Origin of the sequence: Streptomyces sp. NPDC048462 (assembly GCF_043200175.1) — a bacterium.
Taxonomy (GTDB): domain Bacteria; phylum Actinomycetota; class Actinomycetes; order Streptomycetales; family Streptomycetaceae; genus Streptomyces.
In genome coordinates, this window is the sequence record NZ_JBICXG010000013.1 from 184,997 (window position 1) to 204,883 (window position 19,887).

Annotated in this window: 17 protein-coding genes; 7 read left to right on the forward strand and 10 right to left on the reverse strand. The window is 72.9% G+C overall.

The features are described 5' to 3' along the window. Window positions 1-533 precede the first annotated feature (533 nt). From ACGFU6_RS22740 to ACGFU6_RS22755, 4 genes are all read right to left on the reverse strand, one after another. A complete protein-coding gene (locus ACGFU6_RS22740) occupies window positions 534-1,463 on the reverse strand; it encodes an NADP-dependent oxidoreductase (RefSeq protein WP_393613306.1) in 930 nt (309 codons plus the stop codon). 134 nt (window positions 1,464-1,597) lie between these two features. Then, the gene (locus ACGFU6_RS22745) at window positions 1,598-1,975 is read right to left on the reverse strand and encodes a MerR family transcriptional regulator (RefSeq protein ID WP_393613308.1); all 378 of its coding nucleotides are present in this window, start codon (window positions 1,973-1,975) and stop codon (window positions 1,598-1,600) included. A 140-nt stretch (window positions 1,976-2,115) separates the two neighbouring features. Further along, on the reverse strand, window positions 2,116-3,348 hold the full coding sequence (locus tag ACGFU6_RS22750) for a Cmx/CmrA family chloramphenicol efflux MFS transporter (protein ID WP_393613310.1): 1,233 nt from the start codon (window positions 3,346-3,348) through the stop codon (window positions 2,116-2,118). A 135-nt stretch (window positions 3,349-3,483) separates the two neighbouring features. Further along, entirely contained in the window at window positions 3,484-4,158 is a 675-nt protein-coding gene (locus ACGFU6_RS22755; RefSeq protein ID WP_393613312.1) for a hypothetical protein, read from the reverse strand. A 95-nt stretch (window positions 4,159-4,253) separates the two neighbouring features. On the opposite strand from ACGFU6_RS22755, the gene ACGFU6_RS22760 reads away from it, so the two are divergent. The 4 genes from ACGFU6_RS22760 (at window position 4,254) to ACGFU6_RS22775 (ending at window position 7,387) form a co-directional block, all read left to right on the forward strand. Further along, a complete protein-coding gene (locus tag ACGFU6_RS22760) occupies window positions 4,254-4,931 on the forward strand; it encodes a maleylpyruvate isomerase family mycothiol-dependent enzyme (RefSeq protein ID WP_393613313.1) in 678 nt (225 codons plus the stop codon). A 97-nt stretch (window positions 4,932-5,028) separates the two neighbouring features. After that, a complete protein-coding gene (locus ACGFU6_RS22765; protein WP_393613383.1) occupies window positions 5,029-5,778 on the forward strand; it encodes a LamB/YcsF family protein in 750 nt (249 codons plus the stop codon). Between the two features lie 47 nt (window positions 5,779-5,825). Then, window positions 5,826-6,512 (forward strand): allophanate hydrolase subunit 1, encoded by a 687-nt coding sequence (locus ACGFU6_RS22770; protein WP_393613384.1) that lies wholly within the window; start codon window positions 5,826-5,828, stop codon window positions 6,510-6,512. Continuing rightward, window positions 6,509-7,387 carry a biotin-dependent carboxyltransferase family protein gene (locus ACGFU6_RS22775; protein WP_393613315.1) on the forward strand — a complete coding sequence of 293 codons (879 nt, stop codon included), beginning with the start codon at window positions 6,509-6,511 and terminating at the stop codon, window positions 7,385-7,387. Before ACGFU6_RS22770 ends, ACGFU6_RS22775 begins: the two co-directional genes overlap by 4 nt. Window positions 7,388-7,402: 15 nt before the next feature. Here ACGFU6_RS22775 and ACGFU6_RS22780 read toward each other — a convergent pair whose 3' ends face one another. Both ACGFU6_RS22780 and ACGFU6_RS22785 read right to left on the reverse strand, forming a co-directional pair. Continuing rightward, on the reverse strand, window positions 7,403-7,936 hold the full coding sequence (locus ACGFU6_RS22780; RefSeq protein ID WP_393613317.1) for a hypothetical protein: 534 nt from the start codon (window positions 7,934-7,936) through the stop codon (window positions 7,403-7,405). A gap of 5 nt (window positions 7,937-7,941) precedes the next feature. Next, complete coding sequence (locus tag ACGFU6_RS22785; protein ID WP_393613319.1) at window positions 7,942-8,490, reverse strand: hypothetical protein; 549 nt, start codon at window positions 8,488-8,490, stop codon at window positions 7,942-7,944. 155 nt (window positions 8,491-8,645) lie between these two features. On the opposite strand from ACGFU6_RS22785, the gene ACGFU6_RS22790 reads away from it, so the two are divergent. Further along, window positions 8,646-9,308, forward strand: a complete 663-nt coding sequence (locus ACGFU6_RS22790; RefSeq protein WP_393613321.1) for a GNAT family N-acetyltransferase — start codon at window positions 8,646-8,648, stop codon at window positions 9,306-9,308. 36 nt (window positions 9,309-9,344) lie between these two features. On the opposite strand, the gene ACGFU6_RS22795 is transcribed toward ACGFU6_RS22790, so the two are convergent. Next, window positions 9,345-11,648, reverse strand: coding sequence for a heavy metal translocating P-type ATPase (locus ACGFU6_RS22795; protein WP_393613323.1), 2,304 nt, complete (start codon window positions 11,646-11,648; stop codon window positions 9,345-9,347). A gap of 250 nt (window positions 11,649-11,898) precedes the next feature. Between ACGFU6_RS22795 and ACGFU6_RS22800 the strand changes: the two genes are divergently transcribed. Next, window positions 11,899-12,588, forward strand: coding sequence for a copper homeostasis protein CutC (locus ACGFU6_RS22800; protein ID WP_393613325.1), 690 nt, complete (start codon window positions 11,899-11,901; stop codon window positions 12,586-12,588). Between the two features lie 150 nt (window positions 12,589-12,738). Here ACGFU6_RS22800 and ACGFU6_RS22805 read toward each other — a convergent pair whose 3' ends face one another. After that, window positions 12,739-14,841 carry a HelD family protein gene (locus tag ACGFU6_RS22805; protein ID WP_393613327.1) on the reverse strand — a complete coding sequence of 701 codons (2,103 nt, stop codon included), beginning with the start codon at window positions 14,839-14,841 and terminating at the stop codon, window positions 12,739-12,741. A 406-nt stretch (window positions 14,842-15,247) separates the two neighbouring features. On the opposite strand from ACGFU6_RS22805, the gene ACGFU6_RS22810 reads away from it, so the two are divergent. Then, a complete protein-coding gene (locus ACGFU6_RS22810; RefSeq protein WP_393613329.1) occupies window positions 15,248-15,436 on the forward strand; it encodes a hypothetical protein in 189 nt (62 codons plus the stop codon). A gap of 12 nt (window positions 15,437-15,448) precedes the next feature. On the opposite strand, the gene ACGFU6_RS22815 is transcribed toward ACGFU6_RS22810, so the two are convergent. Both ACGFU6_RS22815 and ACGFU6_RS22820 read right to left on the reverse strand, forming a co-directional pair. Beyond that, window positions 15,449-17,092, reverse strand: a complete 1,644-nt coding sequence (locus ACGFU6_RS22815; protein ID WP_393613331.1) for a DNA repair helicase XPB — start codon at window positions 17,090-17,092, stop codon at window positions 15,449-15,451. Between the two features lie 270 nt (window positions 17,093-17,362). Beyond that, window positions 17,363-19,816 (reverse strand): helicase C-terminal domain-containing protein, encoded by a 2,454-nt coding sequence (locus ACGFU6_RS22820; protein ID WP_393613333.1) that lies wholly within the window; start codon window positions 19,814-19,816, stop codon window positions 17,363-17,365. Window positions 19,817-19,887 lie beyond the last annotated feature (71 nt).

Here is a 19,887-nt window from a genome sequence, read left to right on the forward strand (position 1 = left end):
GCCTACGGCTCGGGTGGCCGTGTTCGGGTACCCCCCCAATTCCGGAAATCCGATAACAAGTTGCCGGATCGGGGGCGGAATCCCCCGGTCCTTTGTCGAGCCCTCCAGTTAATCTCCTTTCCGGAGGCGGCAGTTCGGATGATTCGGCCTGCAACTCTCCGTGGCCGTGCCGGGCGTCGCGTCCACAAATACCGGCTTCGGCCGTTCGTCCTGTTTCCTTCTCTTGCTCCTGGATGTCAACTCCCCGTAAACAGACGGTCGGTGCGACACTCTGCAACCAGGAGATCAACAGTCTTTGAACGGCACAGGGAAACGAAGCGCAGGAAAACGAAGCACGGGAATGACGAAGTGCGGCGGGAAACAGAAGCGCGGCGGGAAAGAGAACCAGGAGAGCCGTGCGTTCCTCGCCCCTCACCCACTGCGATCGGGCATCGGCACGGGCGGTGGACGGCAGTCGCGATGATGATCCGCCCTCTCACCCGGGCAGGGGGAGCCCGGCCGGCCAACGTTCCGCCCGGCCCTCAAAAGCAGGATCAGGTGGCTGTCATGTCGATGACGACCTTGCCAAGCGAGTGTCCGCTCTCTACGAGAGCCAGTGCATCGGCTGCCCGGGAGAATGGGTAGGTTGCGACGACGTGGGGATCGATGTTCCCTTCCAGGAGGAGCGCAGCCGCACGTTCCAGGTCGGCACGTTCCCCGCGTCGGACCACCATCGCTCCGCCGAGCTCGACGACGGCCGGGTCGGTGACAGAGAGTACGCGTGCGGGATCATCGACCAGCGGTGCGAGCGTGCGCAGGGAGTCCCCGCCCACGAGGTCCACCAGAGCGTCGATTCCCTCCGGCGCCAGGGCGCACAACCGGGCGGGAAGGTCTGCGTCGCTGTAGTCGGCGAAGGTCACGTCGACCGCTTCGGCTGCGCCGCGCTTGGCCGTGCTGCCGGTGCCGAGGACGCGCATGCCCCTGTCGCGGGCAACTTGAGCGGTTACCAGCCCGACGCCTCCTCCAACACCATTGATCAGTACCGTCGCCCCGCGGGGCAGAGCAAGCTGGTCCAGCGCGTCCACGGCGGTGGTCACCGCGACGGGGATCGTCGCGGCCCAGTCGTCGCGAAGTTCGGCGGGCTTACGCGCGGTGTAGCTCCCGTGCAGGACTGTGGTCCTCGCGTAGGTTCCGGCTCCGGTGAGCGCGGACCCGAACACGGTGTCGCCCACGGCCAGTCCCTCTACGTCGGCTCCCACCGATAGCACGACACCGGTCGCTTCTCCTCCCAGTACCTGCGGGAAGGGCCGCCCCTCGTACATGGCCGGTGCTAGGCCGGAGCGCAGCTTGTAGTCGGAAGGGTTCACGCTTGCGACTGTTACACGGATCAGGACTTCCGTCGGGCCGGGAACCGGGTCCGGCCGGTCGAAGAACTCCTGGGTCTGTGGGCCGCCGAACTCACGGAAACCGAACGCTTCGCTCATGGTCATCTCCTGGGGAACACGTCATACGGGTGGCGGCGAACGTTGCCGCCGGCATCCTGCCGATGTCTCCCGACGCTAAACCCTGACGTTGACGTCAAGGGCAAATCGTGGGCCCGGAGAGCCGCAGTGAGCAATCAGACGGAGGGGGGCGCGGGGGGTTCGCAGCCTGGGTGCGGGTCCATCGCGGTGGTGATCAGTGCGTCGAGCCGGTCCCTGGTGCTCATGAGCTCCCTCACCTGGGCATCAATGCGATCGCGCTCGACCACGAGGCGGTCGGCCACGGGCTCCGCCGTGACACCGGCGGGCGAGCAGGGGAGCAGGTCGACGATCGTCCTGCTGTTCAGGCCCGCGCGGTAGAGAGCCTGGATCCAGCGCACCCGCTCGATCGCCTCCTCTGAATAGAGCCGCTGCCCGCTCGGACTGCGATCCGAGAGGATCAGTCGCTGTTCTTCGTAGTAGCGAAGCGCCCGGGAACTGGCCCCAGTGGCCTTGGCCAGCTCACCAATACGCATCACCGCACGACCTCTCACTTGCTGGTCACAGCTGTCGGCAGCGCGTTCGGCACCACCTTGACATCAATGACAAGGGTAGATCGCTCGATGACCGCCCATCGAGAGCCACACGTTCGTGGCGGCCGCCCCGCCGCCCGCCTTCAGAGGGCCGTCGAGGGCGCGGACCGCGCCGCCTCGTCCAGCGACGCGGCGGCCGGCGAGCCCGTCACCAGTCGCGACGACGAGCCCCGGTCGCGCGCCAGCCGCAGCGAGAGGACCACGGCCACCAGCGCCAGCACGGTCATCGCCGCACCCGCCCACGCGGTCGCCGCGAACCCGAAGTCCGCGTCGATCACCGCGCCGCCCAGCCAGGGCCCACCGGTGTTGCCGCTGTTGAACGCGGCGGTGGTCGTCGCACCGGCCAGCGTGGGGGCGGCACCCGCGACGTTGAACATCCGGGCGTTCAGAGCGGGGGCCGTGTAGAACGCCGACAGGCCCAGCAGGAACGAGAGCACGATCACGGCGACCTGGTTGGAGGCGAACAGCGCCAGCGCCGCCAGGAAGACCGTGGACGCGGTGATGCCGCTCAGCAGCACCCCGAAGAGGTGCGCGTCCGCGACCCGGCCGCCGACCGTCGTACCGATCAGCGCACCGACCCCGAACAGCGCGAGGACGGCGGGCACCCAGCCGGAGTCCAGCCCGGCGACGTCCGTGAGCACCGGCGCGAGGTAGCTGAACGCACAGAACACCCCGCCCGCCGAGAGCGCGGTGATCGTGATGGACAGCCACACCTGCCGGTCGCGGTAGATGCCCACCTCCCGCTTCAGCTGCGGCTTCTGGGCCGGTACCGGGATACGCGGAATCAGCGTCGCCACCCCGACCAGGGCGATCACGGAGGCCACGCCGACCGCCCAGAACGCCGACCGCCAGCCGAGGTTCTCCCCGAGGAAGGCGCCCAGCGGCACCCCGAGCACGTTGGCGATGGACAGCCCGCCGATCATCACGGCCATGGCGCGGGCCCGCTGGTCGACCCGGACCATCGCGATGGCGACGGCGGAACCCACGGCCCAGAACCCGGCGCACGCGAAGGCGCTGACCACCCGGGACGCGAAGAGGATCTCGTACGTAGGCGCGAGCGCGCCCGCGATCTGGCCGAGCCCGAAGACCGAGATCAGCGAGATGAGAGTGGTGCGGCGCGGCAGCCGCAGCGTCGCGACGGCGAGCAGCGGGGCGCCCACCACCATGCCGATCGCGAAGGCGGATATGAGGAGCCCGGCGCGCGGGATCGACACGTTCATGTCGTCGGCGATGGGCGGCAGCAGTCCGGAGAGCATGAACTCGCTGGTGCCGAGGGCGAAGACGGAGAGGCCGAGTATGTATACGGCCAGGGGCATGCGCGAGCGGCGAGCGGCAGAGTCAGGCATGACACATCTCAACAGTGAGTACACCTGTCGCATTCCCGGCCGGGTGACCGGGCGGCCGGCCGGTCCGAGCGGCTCGCCGGCCCGGTGACCTGCCCCTGGGTCCGCTCAGCGCGCGAGCAGCGCCAGCTCCGTGCGCAGGTTGTGCCGGGCCCCCGACTCCCACTCGGCCGCCCCGTGCGGTGTACGGAACAGCCTCGGCAGCTCCAGGAGCTGCCGCAGCACGGCCGCCCGCCCCTCCCGGAACGCGTCGTCCGGCACGAAGCCGTACTCCTCGCGCACCTGGGCCGCGTACTGCGCGTAGTCCTTCGGTGACGACGCCAGGACCGCCAGGTCCGCATCGCACAGCGCCTCGCCGTTCAGGTCGCCGGCGGCCGGGTCGTGCGTGACCGTGAGCCGGACCAGCCGGGCCACCTCGGCGGCCGTCGCGGCGGGCACCCCGGCCTCGGGCAGCGCGCGCTCGGCGAGGACGGCGCTGCGCTCCTCGTTCCCGGAGCGGTCGGGGCGGTAGACCGCGTCGTGGAACCAGGCGGCGAGCCGTACGGCGTCGGCGTCCGCGGCATGGGCGGCGAGCGTGTCCACGTGGTCCAGGACCGCCGTCAGATGGGCGGTCGAGTGGTACTTGCGCTGGGGCTCGGCCCAGCGCGCCAGCAGGTTGTCGGCGTACGGCAGCGGGTCCGGGCCCTCGGCGCCGCCCCGGGCGCGGACCAGGCAGTCGCGCCAGCGGCGCCGCAGCGCGTCGTCGGGGCTGCGGCGGCGGGCCTGAGCGGTGTCGTCGTCCATGACTCCGAGGTTACGACCTCGCCCACCGCCGAAGCGCGGGCCGCTCGTCCGCCGAACGCCAAGTCGGCCGGGGCGCGGGATGGTTGGCTGGGGGCATGGCTGACGAACGCGACACCGCACATGACCTCGAACGCGATCCCGAGCTGCCCGGTCTCCTCCTGCGCACCGAGCGCGACGCCCTCCTCCCGCTGCTGCGCTCCGCCGGCGACAGCGATTTCGCCCTGCGCACCGCGTGTCCCGGCTGGACGGTGCGGCACGTACTCGCGCACTGCGGTTCCGTGCTGAACCGGGTGGTGGAGAGCCGCTTCGAGCCGGACGTCTTCAGCCCCGAGTGCAACGACCGCGACATCGCCGAGCGGGCCGGCTGGACGAACGCGCAGGTGGTGGACGAGCTGGAGCAGGGGATGGCGGAGGCAGGGGCCGCGATCGCCAAGGCGGGCGGGGTGCTGGACGGGGTGGCCCTCGGGGAGTGGATCCACGCCGGGGACGTACGCGAGGCGTGGGGGCTCGAAGGGGCCTACCGGGGCGACGGGCTGCCGCACGCGCTCAGGCTCCTGGCCCCGTTCGCCCGGCGCCGAAAGACGCCGCTGCTGATCGCCCGGCTGGAGGACGGCGGCGACGAGCTGACCATCGGCACCGAGCAGGAGGGCCGCGCCCCCGGCCGGTACCGGGGCGACGGGGCGACGCTGATCCGGCTGTACGCGGACCGGCCACTGGTGGGGACGCGGTACGAGCTTGAGGGTGTGAAGGAGAGCGAGCTGTCCGTGTTCTGAACCCGCCCTTCCCGTGCGCGCAGAGGCTAACGTGCGCTTCGTGACGAATCTGATGAATCCGGCGGACCCGGGGGACGCGTCGTCCCCGGCCGCTCCCATGGACCTCAACGCGGATCTCGGCGAAGGGTTCGGGCGCTGGTCGCTCACCGACGACGAGGCGCTCCTCGCGTGCGTGACCAGCGCCAACGTGGCGTGCGGCTTCCACGCGGGGGACCCCTCGGTGATGCGGCGGGTCTGCGACACGGCGGCCGAACGGGGCGTACGGATCGGCGCGCAGGTCTCGTACCGCGACCTGGCCGGGTTCGGCCGCCGCTCCATGGACGTCCCGTCCGGCGAGCTGGCCGCCGAAGTGGCCTACCAGATCGGCGCGTTGCGGGTCTTCGCCGAGGCGGCCGGGACCACCGTCTCGTACGTCAAGCCGCACGGCGCCCTCTACAACCGCGCGGTCCACGACGACGAGCAGGCGGGCGCGGTGATCGAGGGCGTCCGGCTGGCGGGCGGCAGCCCGGCCGTCCTCGGGCTGCCCGGCTCCCGGCTGCTCGCACGGGCCGCCGACGCGGGGCTGACGGCGGTCGAGGAGGCCTTCGCGGACCGCGCGTACACCCCGCAGGGCACGCTCGTCCCACGCACCGAGCCGGACGCGGTCGTGCACGACGCGGACGAGGTGGTGCGCCGCAGCGTCGGGATCGCGGTGGACCGGAGCGTGATCGCGGCCGACGGCGGCCGGATCGCGGTGGCGGCCCGCTCCCTGTGCGTCCACGGCGACACCCCCGGAGCGGCGGCGATCGCCCGGCGGGTCCGGGCGGCGCTCGAAGAGGCGGGCGTCGCGGTCCGGGCGTTCGCGTGAGTACGGCGCCGCAGGGGGAGCGGACCGAGCACGGTCCGGCGCCGGTCGTGCTGGCCGCCGGCTCCGGCGCCCTGCTGGTCGAGCTCGGCTCCGGCGAGGAGACGGAAGCCTTCCACGCGGAGCTGCTGCGGCGCCGCGCGGCCGGTGAACTGCCCGGCGTGCGCGAGGTGGTGCCCGGTGCGCGGACGGTGCTCCTGGACGGCATCGCGCATGACCCGGCCGTACTCGCCCGTGAGCTGGCGTCCTGGCGGGTTCCGCCGCTGCGGCGGGCCGACGGTCCTGCGGTGGAGATCCCCGTCGTGTACGACGGCCCCGACCTGGCCGAGGTCGCGGAGGCGTGGGGGGTGGCGGCCGCCGAGGTGGCCGCCACCCACTCCGGGACGGAGTTCCGGGTCGCCTTCTGCGGGTTCGCCCCCGGCTTCGGCTACCTGACGGGCCTGCCCGACCACCTCCACCTGCCGCGCCGGTCCACCCCGCGCACCCGGGTCCCGGCCGGTGCGGTGGCCCTGGCAGGCCCGTACACCGGTGTGTACCCGCGCCCGTCCCCCGGCGGCTGGCAGCTGATCGGCCGGATGCCGGACCCGGCCGCCCTGTGGGACCCGGACCGCGAACCACCCGCACTGCTGGTGCCCGGGGCGCGCGTCCGCTTCGTCGAGGCGGGCACGGGATCAGGTACAGGTACCGGTACGGGAACGCCTTCGGCTTCTGCTCCGGCTTCTGGGGCGGAGGCGTGAGCGCGGGCATCGAGGTCGTGCGCGCCGGGGCCCTGACCACCGTGCAGGACGAGGGACGCTTCGGCCACGCCCACCTGGGGGTGGGACGGGCCGGGGCCCTGGACACGCCGTCCGCCCGGCTCGCCAACCGGCTGGCCGGCAACCCCGTCACCGCGGCGCTCCTGGAGACGACCGTCACCGGCTGCGCGGTCCGCCCGGACCGCGCGGTGCGGGCGGTCGTCGGCGGTGCGCCCTGCCGGGTGACGGTGGACGGGCGGCCGGTGGCGTGGGGAGCGGCGGTCCGCGTACCGGCGGGCGCGGTGCTGGACGCGGGCCCCGCCGTGCACGGGCTGCGCTCGTACCTGGCGTTCGCGGGCGGCCTGGAACCGGAGCCGGTGCTCGGCAGCCGGTCCGCCGACCTGCTCTCCGGGCTCGGCCCGGCGCCCCTGAGCGACGGCGACGTGCTGCCGCTCGGCCCGCCCCCGCCGGCCGGGTACCCGGAGGCGGCGGGAGAGGCGGCGGCGGTGCCGTGGCCGGGGGTGCCCGCCGAACTCGTACTCCCGGTGGTCTTCGGCCCCCGCCACCCCTGGTTCACCTCCGCCGGACTGCGCACGCTCACCACCGCGGCGTATCGCGTCTCGGAGAAGAGCAACCGGATCGGACTGCGTACCGAGGGCCCCGCGCTGGACCGTGCCCGGCAGGGCGAGCTGCCCAGCGAGGGCATGGTGCTCGGTGCGGTCCAGATCCCGCCGGACGGCCGCCCGGTGGTGTTCCTGAACGACCATCCGACGACGGGCGGTTACCCGGTGGTGGGCGTCGTCCCGGAACCCGCGCTGGCCGGGGCGGCGCGGGTGACCCCGGGAACGGTGGTGCGGTTCGTGCTCACGGCGAGGTGAGCCGCAGGGCGCCGCTCAGTTCGCGGCGGGCAGTCCGAAGTGGTCGGTGATGATCCGCAACGTCACCGAGCCGTCGGCGTTGTACGCCGGATCGGTGTCGTACACGGGGGTCTCCCGGCCGGCGATCCCGGCGTCGAGCAGCCCCCGGATCAACAGGTCGCCACTGCGGTGCGCCTCGCGGCGCATTCCGATGTTGAAGTAGTCCAGCTCGAACCCGCCCCGGCTGTAGGAGTAGTTGAACGGGTGGTCCTCGCAGTGCGGGATCGAGTAGTTCTGCCCGTGCGGGCACTCGCACGCGGGGGTGGAGGCCAGGAAGACCGTATCCACCCGGTCCGGCCCGCCGAACCGCTCCGCGTAGCGGAAACCGGTGATGTCGCGGGCCAGGGACGTGACCGTCTCACCGCTGACGGTGGTCGCGTCGTGCGTCACCCAGGCCCAGCCGTTCGCTTCGCCCGCCGTGCGGACGGGGAGCATCGCCTCGGTGTGGATGGCCGTGAGGGTGGGCAGGTCCAGGCCCCTGGCGTAGGTGAGGTAGGTGTTCGGAGCCATCGGGTTCACTTCGCCGTCACCTCACGTGCGAGCGGGGGCGACGGCAGGGCGAAGGCCTCGGCGATCGTCTTCACCAGCCGCTCCCGCGCACCGTCCTCGTGCTCGTCGCAGTGGTGGCTCTCGTCGGCGTGCCACTTCTCGCACTCGGCATCCGGGCCGATGAGGTTCGCGGCGAGGAGCTCCGCCGATATGTAGTCGGGGTTCGCGCCCAGCCGCTGGCCGATGTCCTCGAAACTGAAGTACAGGGTCGGGACGCCGTCGCGCAGGTAGTGGAACTGGGGCCCGTGCGCCTTCGCGCTGCACGGCTCGGTCACGAACACCACGAGCTCCGTGCCCTCGGGGCACAGGGGCCGGTAGTCGACCTCCGCGTAGTCCTCGGAACCCTCGTCCACCATGTCGTGCACCGCCCACGCCCAGCCGCCCGCCTCGCCGTGGGCGAGCGGCTCGCGGTCCAGCTCGCGCAGGCCGGCCGTCAGGGCGTCGAGTGACTGGCCACGCGCGAGGACGAGGTTCACCTCGTGGCCGGGAAACGAATCGTGCATCCAGCTGATCATGCCGGAATCCTAAGCGCGGCCACTGACAACAAGGCGATACGGCCGCCCTGTTGAGCGGCCGTCCGGCAGGCGATATTCGCGCGACAGGGCGCGGTCCCTCTGGGACCCTTCGGGCCCGGGGGCGGGTGGCCGCGCTGCCGATCGAAGGGGGAGCCATGGGTTTCACGCTGGAGGGACCGGTTCTGGAAGGCGCGCGGGTGCGCCTCGAACCGTTGGCGCACCGGCATGCGGAGGATCTGTTCAGGGCCGCGCGGGAGGACCGCGGCTCCTACGGGTTCACCTGGGTGCCGGGAAGTCCCGCCGAGGCCGAGGGGTACGTCGACGCACAGTTGGCCCGTGCCGCGTCCGGGATGATGGCCCCGTACGCGCAGGTGGACCGGGAGTCCGGGCGGGCGGTCGGAGCGACGGCGTACTGGGAGCCCCGGTACTGGCTGGGCGAGGACGTCCTGAGCGCGATCGAGGTCGGGTACACCTGGCTCGGCGCGTCCGCCCAGGGCACGGGGGTGAACACCGAGTCGAAGTACCTGCTGTTCCGGCACGCCTTCGAGGCGTGGGGCGTGGAACGGGTCGACCTGAAGACCGATGCCCGCAACGCCCGTTCGCGGGCCGCGATCGAGCGGGTGGGCGCCCGGTTCGAGGGCGTGCTGCGGAACTGGTCCCGGTCGTCGGCGCCGGGTGAGGACGGGCGGCTGCGGGACTCCGCGGTCTTCTCGGTCACCGCCGCGGAGTGGCCGGACGTCCGGGCGCGGCTCGAAGAGCATCTCGCACGCGGACGCGCCGAAGGGCGGCCGCAGGCCCGGCTCCCCGGAGGGAGCTGAGCCCCGGCCGCCCGGGGGCGGGAGGGACGCGATCGGTCACGCCGCGGCGCGGAAGCCCCGCAGCCGCAGCGAGTTGCCGACCACGAACACCGACGAGAACGCCATGGCCGCACCCGCGATCATCGGGTTGAGCAGGCCGGCGGCGGCCAGCGGCAGGGCGGCCACGTTGTAGGCGAAGGCCCAGAACAGGTTCGTCCGGATGGTGCCCAGCGTCCTGCGCGACAGCCGGATCGCGTCGGCTGCGGCCCGCAGGTCGCCCCGGACCAGGGTCAGGTCTCCGGCCTCGATCGCCGCGTCCGTGCCGGTGCCCATCGCGAGGCCCAGGTCGGCCTGGGCGAGGGCGGCCGCGTCGTTCACGCCGTCCCCGACCATCGCGACCGAACGGCCCTGTGCCTGGAGGCGCTTGACGACGTCGACCTTGTCCTCGGGCATGACCTCCGCGTACACCTCTTCGATGCCGACCTCGGCCGCGACCGACTCCGCCACCGCCCGGTTGTCACCGGTCAGCAGGATCGGTGTCAGACCGAGTGCACGGAGCCGCACGATCGCCTCGGCGCTGGTGTCCTTCACCGCGTCGGCCACCTCCAGGACCGCCCGCGCCTCGCCGTCCCAGGCGACCGCGATCGCCGTACGGCCCGCCGCCTCGGCCTCGGCCTTGCGGCGCGCCAGCTCCGCGGGGAGGCGGATCTCCCACTTGGCCAGCAACTGTTCGCGGCCGACGAGGACGGCATGGCCCTCGACGACGCCTTGGACGCCGAGGCCGGGGACGTTGGTGAAGTCCTCGGGGGCGGGGAGGGGGGTGGTGGTGGTGGTGCGTTCGGTGGCTCCGGTGGCGACGGCCTGGGCGATGGGGTGTTCGGAGGCGTGTTCCAGGGCGCCGGCGAGGCGCAGGACGTCGGGTTCGGCGGTGCCGGGGGTGGTGTGGACGGCTTGGAGGGTCATCTTGCCGGTGGTGACGGTGCCGGTCTTGTCGAGGACGATCGTGTCGATGCGGCGGGTGGTCTCCAGGACTTCGGGGCCCTTGATCAGGATGCCGAGCTGCGCGCCGCGTCCGGTCCCGACCATGAGGGCGGTGGGGGTGGCGAGGCCGAGGGCGCAGGGGCAGGCGATGATCAGTACGGCGACGGCGGCGGTGAACGCGGCCGTCAGGCCCGAGCCGGTGGCCAGCCAGAAGCCGAGCGTGCCGAGCGCGAGCAGGATCACCACGGGGACGAACACCGCCGAGATCCGGTCCGCGAGCCGCTGGGCCGCCGCCTTGCCGTTCTGCGCGTCCTCGACCAGCTTCGCCATCCGGGCCAGCTGGGTGTCGGAGCCGATCCGGGTCGCCTCGATGACGAGCCGGCCGCCCGCGTTGAGCGTGGCACCGGTCACCGGGTCCCCGATGCCGACCTCGACGGGGACGGACTCGCCGGTGAGCATGGAGGCGTCCACCGCCGAGTTGCCCTCGACGACGGTGCCGTCGGTGGCGATCTTCTCGCCGGGCCGGACCAGGAAGCGGTCCCCGACCTGGAGGTCCGCCGTGTCCACGGTCACCTCGCGGCCGTCGCGCAGGACGGTGACCTCCTTGGCGCCCAGTTCGAGCAGGGCCTTCAGCGCGGCGCCCGCCTTCCGCTTGGAGCGGGCCTCGAAGTAGCGCCCGGCCAGGATGAACGCGGTGACTCCGGCGGCGGCTTCGAGGTAGATGTTCCCGGCGCCGTCGCTGCGGCCGATGGTCAGCTCGAAGGGGTGCGTCATGCCGGTCATCCCGGCGGTGCCGAAGAAGAGCGCCCACAGCGACCACAGGAACGCGGCGGAGGTGCCGACCGAGACCAGGGTGTCCATGGTGGCCGCGCCGTGCCGGGCGTTGGTCCACGCGGCCCGGTGGAAGGGCCAGCCGGCGTACGTGACGACGGGCGCGGCGAGGGTCAGCGAGAGCCACTGCCAGTTGTCGAACTGGAGCGCCGGGATCATCGACATCGCGATCACCGGCACCGCGAGCAGGACCGAGGTGATCAGCCGCTGCCGCAGCGGGCGGAGCTCGTCGGCCTCGGCCGTTTCGGCCGGTGCCTCCTGCGCACGCACCGGGGGAGCGGGCTCCTGCGCGGTGTACCCGGTCTTCTCGACGGTGGCGATCAGGTCCTGCACGGAGACGTCCTCGCCCCGGTAGCTGACCCTGGCCTTCTCGGTGGCGTAGTTGACGGTGGCCTCGACCCCGTCCATCCGGTTGAGCTTCTTCTCGATACGGGCCGCGCACGAGGCGCAGGTCATGCCGCCGATGGCGAGCTCGACCTCTGCGGCGCCGGTACCAGCGGTGCTGGTGGTACCGGTGGCGCCGGTGGTGGCTGCGGTCTGCGCGGACACTGGGCCTCCTCGGTAGGGATCATTTATACCCCTAGGGGGTATGCGGTGCTGATTCAGGTATACCCCCTACCCCTATCGATCCGCAAGAGTGGTCCGTGATGGATGCGCGGATTCCGGCTGTCCGGTCGGCTGGCACGCCTCTGACCTCGCGTATCTTCACGTGCGCGGTGAGGCTGTGTCCTGGGCCGCTCGGCCCGTAGGCTGGCCATTGGACTAGACCTATAGCTGCTTCCTGGAGGATTGGGTTCCCATGAGCAACCGTGCAGTCCTGGAGGTGATCGCTCTCGACGCGGAGGACGCGGTCGCTGCCCAGGCGGGTGGTGCGGACCGGCTTGAGCTGGTCACCGACATGGCGGCGGACGGCCTCACCCCGTCCTGTGCGACCTTCGCGGCGATCCGCGCCGCGGTGGACATCCCCCTGCGGGTGATGCTCAGAGTGGCGGACGGCTTCGCGGCCGGTGACATCGACGTACTCGTACGCAAGGCGCGCGAGCTGCGGGCGGAGGGCGCGGACGAGTTCGTGTTCGGCTTCCTGGACGAGGAGGGCCGCCCGGACCTCGTCGCGGTCGAGCGGATCATCGCGGAGCTGGACGGCTGCGCCTGGACCTTCCACCGCGCGATCGACCGCGCCCCCGACCGGGACGGCCTGCGCAAGGCGCTCGCGGACCTGCCGGGGCTGGACACGTACCTCACGGCGGGATCGGCGGCCGGGGTGGACGACGGAATCCCCACGCTGCTGGTCGAGGCCGCGCGCAAGGGGGAGCCGGGGTACGAGCCGCAGATCCTCGTCGGGGGCGGGCTGCGCCTCGACCACCTGCCGGAACTGCTGGAGGCGGGGATCGACGCCGTCCACATCGGCGGTGCGGCGCGGCCCTACGGCTGGTCGGGTCCGGTGGACGCGGCGGCGGTACGGGAGTGGCGGGCGGTGCTCGACGCGTAGGGCGGCGGAGCCGCCGGGGTTCGTCCTCCGGTGGGCGGGGGCCCGGTCCGTGGAGCGGGGGCTCCGCCCCCGGACCCCCGCTCCTCAATCGCCGGAGGGGCTTGATGGGGCCCCCGTTCCTCGATTGGCGGAGGGGCTTGATGGGGCTGCTCAGGTCAGCTGGTCCGGCAGCCGGGTCGCGTGGACCACGATGAGGCCGGAGACCGCTCGGGTCAGGGCCACGTACAGGCGGCGCAGGCCGGTCCGCTCGTCCGGTTCGCCGTCGACGACGGCCGCCGGCTCGTCCAGCACCACGTAGTCGTACTCCAGGCCCTTCGCCAGTGACGCCGGGACCAGGGTCAGCCGGGACTCGGCGGTCGTCTCCTCGCCGGGGGAGAGGTGGCTGTGGCCCGCCGCCGCCAGGGCGGCCGCCAGCGCCGGAATACGGGCGTCGGCGGCGATCAGGCCGGTCGAACCCTCCTGCTTCAGGGACTCCTCGCAGGCCGCGACCACCGCCGCGTCCAGCGCCCCCGAATCCGGCGCCTCCGCGTCCAGTGGCCCCACACCCGGCACCTCCCGTACCGACAGCGAACCGGGCGACTCACGCACCGACTCGACCGCCGCCAGGCCCGGAGAGATCACCGGCAGCAGCCGGGACGCGTACGCGATCACCTCGCGCGGCACGCGGAAACCGGCCGTCAGCTCCTCCACCACCGCGTCGGACTTGCCCAGGTGGTGCAGCGCCTGCTCCCAGCTCTGCGTCGACCACGGCGTCGTGCCCTGCGCCAGGTCCCCGAGGACCGTGGCCGAACCGGTCGAACAGCGCCGGCCCACCGCCCGGTACTGCATGGGGGAGAGGTCCTGCGCCTCGTCGATCACCACATGGCCCAGCGAGTGCGTGCGCGCCACCAGGTCGTTCGCCTCGTCGATCAGCACCGCGTCCGCCGCCGACCACTTCGCGGACTTCACGCTGCGGGCCGGCTTGGCCCACAGGATCGTCTTCTGCTCGTCCTCGGTCAGCAGCCCCTCCGCCTGCGCGGCCAGGAACTCCGGGTCGGACAGCAGCCGCAGCACCAGCTTCGCCGGCTCGACCGAGGGCCAGGCCGCCTTCACCGCCGCCTTCACCGCGGGGTTGCGCGCCACGGCGTTCTGCACCCGGTCGTCGGGCGCCTCGCCCGCCTCCTCCATCCGCACCAGCACGGCGTGCGCGATGCGCTGCGGAAGGGCCTCGTGCGCCGCCCCGTACCGCATGTCGCGGGCCAGCAGCTCGTCGACCATCTCCTCGATCTCGTACGCGGGCACCCGCCAGCGCCGCGAGCCGCGCACCACCATCACCGGCTCCGTCGGCGGCGTCACGTGCGAACGGATCGCCCGCCGCAGCACCTGCGCCATCCGGGCGTCGCCCTTCACGACGGCGGCCGGCGCCTCGTCCGTGCCCCGTACCTCGATGTGCGTGGTCACCAGGTCGTCGACGGTCGCCTGCTTGACCTCCAGCTCACCGAGGGCCGGCAGCACCTGCTCGATGTAGTGCAGGAAGGACCGGTTCGGTCCGATGACCAGCGTCCCTGTTCGGGCCAGCCGTTCCCGGTGCGCGTACAGCAGATACGCGACCCGGTGCAGGCCGACGGCGGTCTTCCCGGTGCCGGGGCCGCCCTGCACGCAGACCGAGCCGCCCAGCCCGCTGCGGACGATCTCGTCCTGCTCCGGCTGGATCGTCGCGACGATGTCGCGCATCGGGCCGACGCGCGGCCGCTCGATCTCCGCCTGGAGGAGCTTGCTGGTCTGCGTCGTCTCGGCCGGGTCGGTGAGGTGTTCGTCCTCGTAGGCGGTCAGCTCGCCGCCGGTGTAGCCGAAGCGGCGCCGCTGGCCGACGTCGAGCGGCTCGTTGCGGGACGCCCGGTAGAACGGCTGGGAGACCGGCGCCCGCCAGTCGATCACCATCGGGTCGCCGTCGGCGTCGTGGACGTGGCGGCGCCCGATGTAGAACTGCTCGCCCTCCGCGCCCTCGGCCTTCTCCGCGCCGACCACGTGGAGGTAGTCCAGGCGCCCGAAGAAGAGCGGGGTGTGGGAGAGGTCGGCCAGCGACTTGATGCGGTCGGTGATCTGGGCCTGCAGCACTGCGGCGTTCACCCAGTTCGCCGTGACATCGCGGATGTTCAGGGCCTGGGCGTCCTCGCGCATGGCGCGCAGCGCGGCGCGCGAGGCGGCGAGATGGGCGCGTTCATGAGCCAGGGGGTCGGTGGTGGTGTCGCTTTCGTGTTCGTGCGCGGGCACGGTGTTGCCTCCGGCATTCAACGCAGGACGGCGGACCGCTTCCCGTCCCCGGCCGTTCACCGGGGGCGATGCGGTCCGCTCGGGGATCGATCACTGGTACGCGCGAGGGTGCGCGTACGGCTGTCGGCCGGTTTCCGTCCGGTCGGCGGCGCTCCCCCGGCTGCCGGCGCGAGCCCTTCCGGGCTGCCGGTACCACGGTGCGGGAGGCGGGCAGACCGGCGATTGTATCGACGGGCCGGGCCGGGTGCGAATGAATATCCGCGAACGAAGAACGGCGTACGCCCACGGGGCCACGGCGGGTCCACCCCGTAGGGGACGGCATCCGACCTCAGGTGCAGGAGCGGCCCCGGAACCTTCCCCCTGCGGGCCGACGCCTTCGCGGGCCGGGCGGAGCACCATGGAATACATGAGCACCGTCACCCTGAACCCGCGAAGGACCGGCCCCGCGCACGGCGCGACCGCGGCCACCGGTCACCACTACGGCCACCGCGCCGGGAAGGCCCTGCGCGCCGCCGGGATCTTCGTACGGACCGCGTTCGGCGTCGTCGTCCTCGGTGAGTACGCGGAGGAGGCGGGCGTCCGCCGCAACCGCTGACCGCCGCCCGCCTCAGTTGTCCGTCAGCAGCTCGTCCGCGTCGACGATCCGGTACGCGTAGCCCTGCTCGGCCAGGAAGCGCTGGCGGTGGGCCGCGAAGTCCTGGTCGATCGTGTCGCGGGCGACCACCGAGTAGAAGCGCGCCTCGTGCCCGTCCGCCTTCGGCCGCAGCACCCGGCCGAGCCGCTGGGCCTCCTCCTGGCGCGAGCCGAACGTTCCGGACACCTGGATCGCGACGGTGGCCTCCGGCAGGTCGATGGAGAAGTTCGCCACCTTCGACACGACGAGCACGCTGATCTCGCCCTCCCGGAACGCGCCGAACAGCTTCTCCCGCTGGGCGTTGCTGGTCTCGCCCTTGATCACGGGCGCGTCCAGATGCTCGCCCAGCTCGTCGAGCTGGTCGATGTACTGCCCGATGACCAGGGTCTGCTCGCCCTTGTGCTTGCGCACCAGAGCCTCGGTGACCTTCCGCTTGGTCGCGGTCGTGGCGCAGTACCGGTACTTCTCCTCAGCCTCGGCGGTCGCGTACGCGAGCCGCTCGCTGTCCGTCAGATTGACCCGTACCTCGACACAGTCGGCGGGGGCGATGTAGCCCTGCGCCTCGATCTCCTTCCACGGGGCGTCGAACCGCTTGGGCCCGATCAGCGAGAAGACGTCCGACTCGCGGCCGTCCTCCCTGACCAGCGTGGCCGTCAGCCCCAGCCGGCGCCGCGCCTGGAGATCGGCGGTGAACTTGAAGACCGGCGCGGGCAGCAGGTGCACCTCGTCGTAGATCACCAGGCCCCAGTCGCGGGAGTCGAACAGCTCCAGGTGCGCGTAGACGCCCTTGCGGCGTGTCGTGAGCACCTGGTACGTGGCGATGGTGACCGGCCGGATCTCCTTGCGGGTACCGCTGTACTCGCCGATCTCCTCCTCGGTCAGCGAGGTCCGCTTCACCAGCTCGTGTTTCCACTGCCGGGCGGAGACGGTGTTGGTGACCAGGATCAGCGTGGTCGCCTTGGCCTGCGCCATCGCACCGGCGCCGACCAGCGTCTTGCCCGCCCCGCAGGGCAGCACGACGACACCGGAACCGCCGTGCCAGAACCCCTCGACGGCCTGCTGCTGGTAGGGCCGCAGGGACCAGCTGGTCTCGTCCAGCTCGATCGCGTGCGCCTCGCCGTCCACGTAACCGGCGAGGTCCTCGGCGGGCCAGCCCAGCTTCAGCAGTGTCTGCTTGACCTGCCCGCGCTCGGACGGGTGGACGGCCACGGTGTCGGGGTCGATCCGGGTGCCGACCAGCGGCTGCACCTTCTTCGACCGGAGGATCTCCTCCAGGACGGGCCGGTCGGTGGAGGTCAGCACCAGTCCGTGGACCGGGTGCTTGGAGAGCGTGAGGCGGCCGTACCGGCCCATCGTCTCTGCGATGTCGACGAGCAGCGCGTGCGGTACGGGGTAGCGCGAGTACTTCACCAGCGCGTCGACGACCTGCTCGGCGTCGTGTCCGGCGGCCCGCGCGTTCCACAGCCCGAGCGGGGTCAGCCGGTAGGTGTGGATGTGCTCGGGCGCGCGCTCCAGCTCGGCGAAGGGCGCGATCACACGACGGCAGGCGTCGGCCTGCTCGTGGTCGACTTCCAGCAGCAGCGTCTTGTCGCTCTGGACGATGAGGGGTCCGGTCACGCGCTTCGGCCCTTTCTACGGCGGGGTGGCCGTGTACCGGCCAAACGTCCAGTGTGCCGTATGCGGTGGCGGGATGCGGGTGCTCGGCCCGGGTGCGGGGTTCCTGGGCGCGGGGTTCCGCCTCAAACGCCGGACGGGCTCCATAGGCGCGGGTGCCCCGCAGGGTGTGTTCCGCCCGGAGGGACCCCAGCTCAAGCCCGTCCGGCGCTTGAGGACGGAACCCCGCACCCGCAGGCCCCGCACCCGGCGGAGCACCCGTACCCCGGGCCGTCAGGCGCGCTGGTCGTCCGCCAGTTCCGCGACGCCCGTGATCCGGTGCAGGGGGTACGTGCGGACCTCGTCGGCCGTGTGGTCGTAGGCCGTGACGTAGCCGCCCTCGACGCGGACCGGGGCGATGACGCGCTGGCTGGCGGCGCCCTCCGCGTTGACGTAGCCGATCCAGATCGCGGAGCCCGTCATCGCGGCCGCCTGGACCGTGACGAGGGTCTCGGCCGACGTCGTACGGGGCAGCGCGTCCCCGGGCGCCGAGGGGCCGGTGTCCTTGTGGACGACCGTGGCGGCCGTGTCACCGGCCCGGATCGCCCGGACCGCCGCGCCCAGCAGGGCGGGCTCCGGGAGCGGCGGGCCCTCGGGTACGGGGGCGGGGGCCGAGCGGGGCGGGGTGCGGCGGGCGCCCGCCCGGGTGATCAGGACGTCGCCGTCGGCGGACTCCGCGGCGGGCGCGTAGCCGAGTTCGCGCAGGCCGTCCAGGAGCGAGGCCGGGTCGATCTGGGCGGCGAGGGCCGTGGGGGCGAGGCGGCGCAGCCGCAGGGTGGCCGAGCGCTTGTCGGCGAGGATCTCGTTGAGGACGGCCTCGTCGTCGCAGCGCACGTACGAGGAGGCGGCGCCGATCCGCAGGTGGCCGTGGCGCCGGGCGACGTCGTCGATGAGGTAGCTCAGCGGCTGCGGCACCGGCGTACGGCTGTGCGCGGCCAGGAAGGCGTGCAGGTCGGCGGCGGACTGCCCGGCGTCCAGGGCGCGCCGTACGGAGCCGGGCGTGAACCGGTAGACCGTCGCGCCGCCCTTCGACTCGATGTCCGCGAGCGCGGCGAGCATGTCGGCGAGGGGGCGTTCCAGCGGGCCGGGGGCCACGGCGGTCAGGTCGGCCTGGAGCAGGACGTGGTCCAGGGGCTCCGGGATGAGCGGGGCGAGGCGGGCCGCGGCCTCGGCGGGGCCGGATGTCAGCAGGGCGCGGGTCTGCGAGGCGAGGGCGCCGCGGCCGGTGATGCCGAGGAGCTCCGACTCGTTCAGCGTCCACAGGGCGATCCGGGACCGCAGGTCGGTGGTGTCCCCGGCGGAGTTGGAGGCGCCGCGCAGCGGGCGTTCCCAGCGCAGCCGGGCCAGCAGGGTCTCCGGTTCCGGCGCGGTGCCGGGCGCCAGCGCGTCGAGCAGGGCCAGCACGCGGTGGCGGACCTCGGGGGCGGCCGAGCGGTCCAGGCCGGGGCCGAGGGTGGACAGGGCGCGGCCCTTGGCGTCCTGGCCGCCCACCAGCCCCGAGGTGCGGGTGGCGGCGAGCCAGGCGGCGGCCAGGCGCACCCAGCGGTCCTCGGCGGGGAGTTCGGTCCAGTCGTCGTACGCGGGGGTCGGCGCGTACCGCTCGTCGGCCTCACCGTCGGAGGCCAGCAGCCCGGCCGCGTAGGCCAGTTCGATCCAGAACGCGGCGACGGGCTCCGACACGTCCAGTACCGTCGCGGTCTTCTTCAGCTCGCGGACGCTGAGGCCGCCGGCCCGCAGTATGGCGGGGCCGCCGCCGTTCCAGCTCTTGAGCAGCTCCTCGACGGTGGAGACCGACAGGAACGCCTGGCCGGCCGCCGCGCTGTCCACAGCCTGTGGATCGCGTTCGGCGGCGGCCGCCACGACCGGCGGCAGCGGCTCGGGCACCCGGTGGGCCCGCCCGGCCCGCAGGTGCAGGGCGGCCTCGCGCGGCAGTACGACGGTGCGGGTCGACACCGGCAGCAGCAGCCCCCGGTCGCGCAGCCACTTCACGGGCGGCGTCGGATTCGGGGTCACCTCGCCGTACGGCGGGCCCCACACCAGCCGGTCCAGCACCGACAGCGCCTCCACGGGGGCGGTGTCCAGCAGTTCGCCCATCCTGGTCCGGTCGGTGAAGAGCGCGGAGAGGGAGCTCACCGCGGAGACCGGGTCGTAGGTGGCGGGCAGTCCGGCCGCGGTGAGGATCTCCTGGAGCCGGCCCGGCGACATGCCGGCGGTGGCCTCCGAGACGGTCGGGCCGAGACCGGTGGGCGAGGGGTGCTGCGGTGAGGGCGCGAGGAGCTCGCGGGCGGTCCGCACCAGGTGCAGCCGTTCGTCCTCGCCCCAGACGAGGGCCTGTTCGCGCAGGGTGGTGAGGGCCCCGGGCAGCGCGTCCACGATGGCGGCGCCCGCGTCGCCGCGGAGCTCGCCGTCGTCCCGGCCGTCACCCGTGAGCAGCCCGAGCAGGGTGTCGTAGGGAGCGGGATCGGGCGCTACCGCGAGCGCTTCGGCGGTCTGCAGGGCGAACCGGTCGAGGTGTTCCAGCGCGCGGACGACGGAGGCACGGGTGCCCGCCCGGGTCGCGAGCTGGGTGATGTCGCCCGGCACGGGGTTGAGGAGGTCGGGCCGGGCGTGCAGCAGCCCGGCCAGTGACTCGTCGTCCCGGGCGCGCAGAGCCTCGGCCAGCGTCCGCGGTGGTGTGGTCATCCCCATCCGTCCCACGGTAGTCGCTCCGGACGGGCCCGAGGGCGCTACCGTCGGTGCAGGGCGGTAGAGGGGAACCA

What these genes read in the sequence shown, in the direction of transcription:
- ACGFU6_RS22740 (WP_393613306.1), bottom strand. Translation starts at nt 1,463, where the DNA reads ATGAGCGAAGCGTTCGGTTTCCGTGAGTTCGGCGGCCCACAGACCCAG.
- ACGFU6_RS22745 (WP_393613308.1), bottom strand. Translation starts at nt 1,975, where the DNA reads ATGCGTATTGGTGAGCTGGCCAAGGCCACTGGGGCCAGTTCCCGGGCG.
- ACGFU6_RS22750 (WP_393613310.1), bottom strand. Translation starts at nt 3,348, where the DNA reads ATGCCCCTGGCCGTATACATACTCGGCCTCTCCGTCTTCGCCCTCGGC.
- ACGFU6_RS22755 (WP_393613312.1), bottom strand. Translation starts at nt 4,158, where the DNA reads ATGGACGACGACACCGCTCAGGCCCGCCGCCGCAGCCCCGACGACGCG.
- ACGFU6_RS22760 (WP_393613313.1), top strand. Translation starts at nt 4,254, where the DNA reads ATGGCTGACGAACGCGACACCGCACATGACCTCGAACGCGATCCCGAG.
- ACGFU6_RS22765 (WP_393613383.1), top strand. Translation starts at nt 5,029, where the DNA reads ATGGACCTCAACGCGGATCTCGGCGAAGGGTTCGGGCGCTGGTCGCTC.
- ACGFU6_RS22780 (WP_393613317.1), bottom strand. Translation starts at nt 7,936, where the DNA reads ATGGCTCCGAACACCTACCTCACCTACGCCAGGGGCCTGGACCTGCCC.
- ACGFU6_RS22785 (WP_393613319.1), bottom strand. Translation starts at nt 8,490, where the DNA reads ATGATCAGCTGGATGCACGATTCGTTTCCCGGCCACGAGGTGAACCTC.
- ACGFU6_RS22790 (WP_393613321.1), top strand. Translation starts at nt 8,646, where the DNA reads ATGGGTTTCACGCTGGAGGGACCGGTTCTGGAAGGCGCGCGGGTGCGC.
- ACGFU6_RS22800 (WP_393613325.1), top strand. Translation starts at nt 11,899, where the DNA reads ATGAGCAACCGTGCAGTCCTGGAGGTGATCGCTCTCGACGCGGAGGAC.
- ACGFU6_RS22810 (WP_393613329.1), top strand. Translation starts at nt 15,248, where the DNA reads ATGAGCACCGTCACCCTGAACCCGCGAAGGACCGGCCCCGCGCACGGC.
- ACGFU6_RS22820 (WP_393613333.1), bottom strand. Translation starts at nt 19,816, where the DNA reads ATGGGGATGACCACACCACCGCGGACGCTGGCCGAGGCTCTGCGCGCC.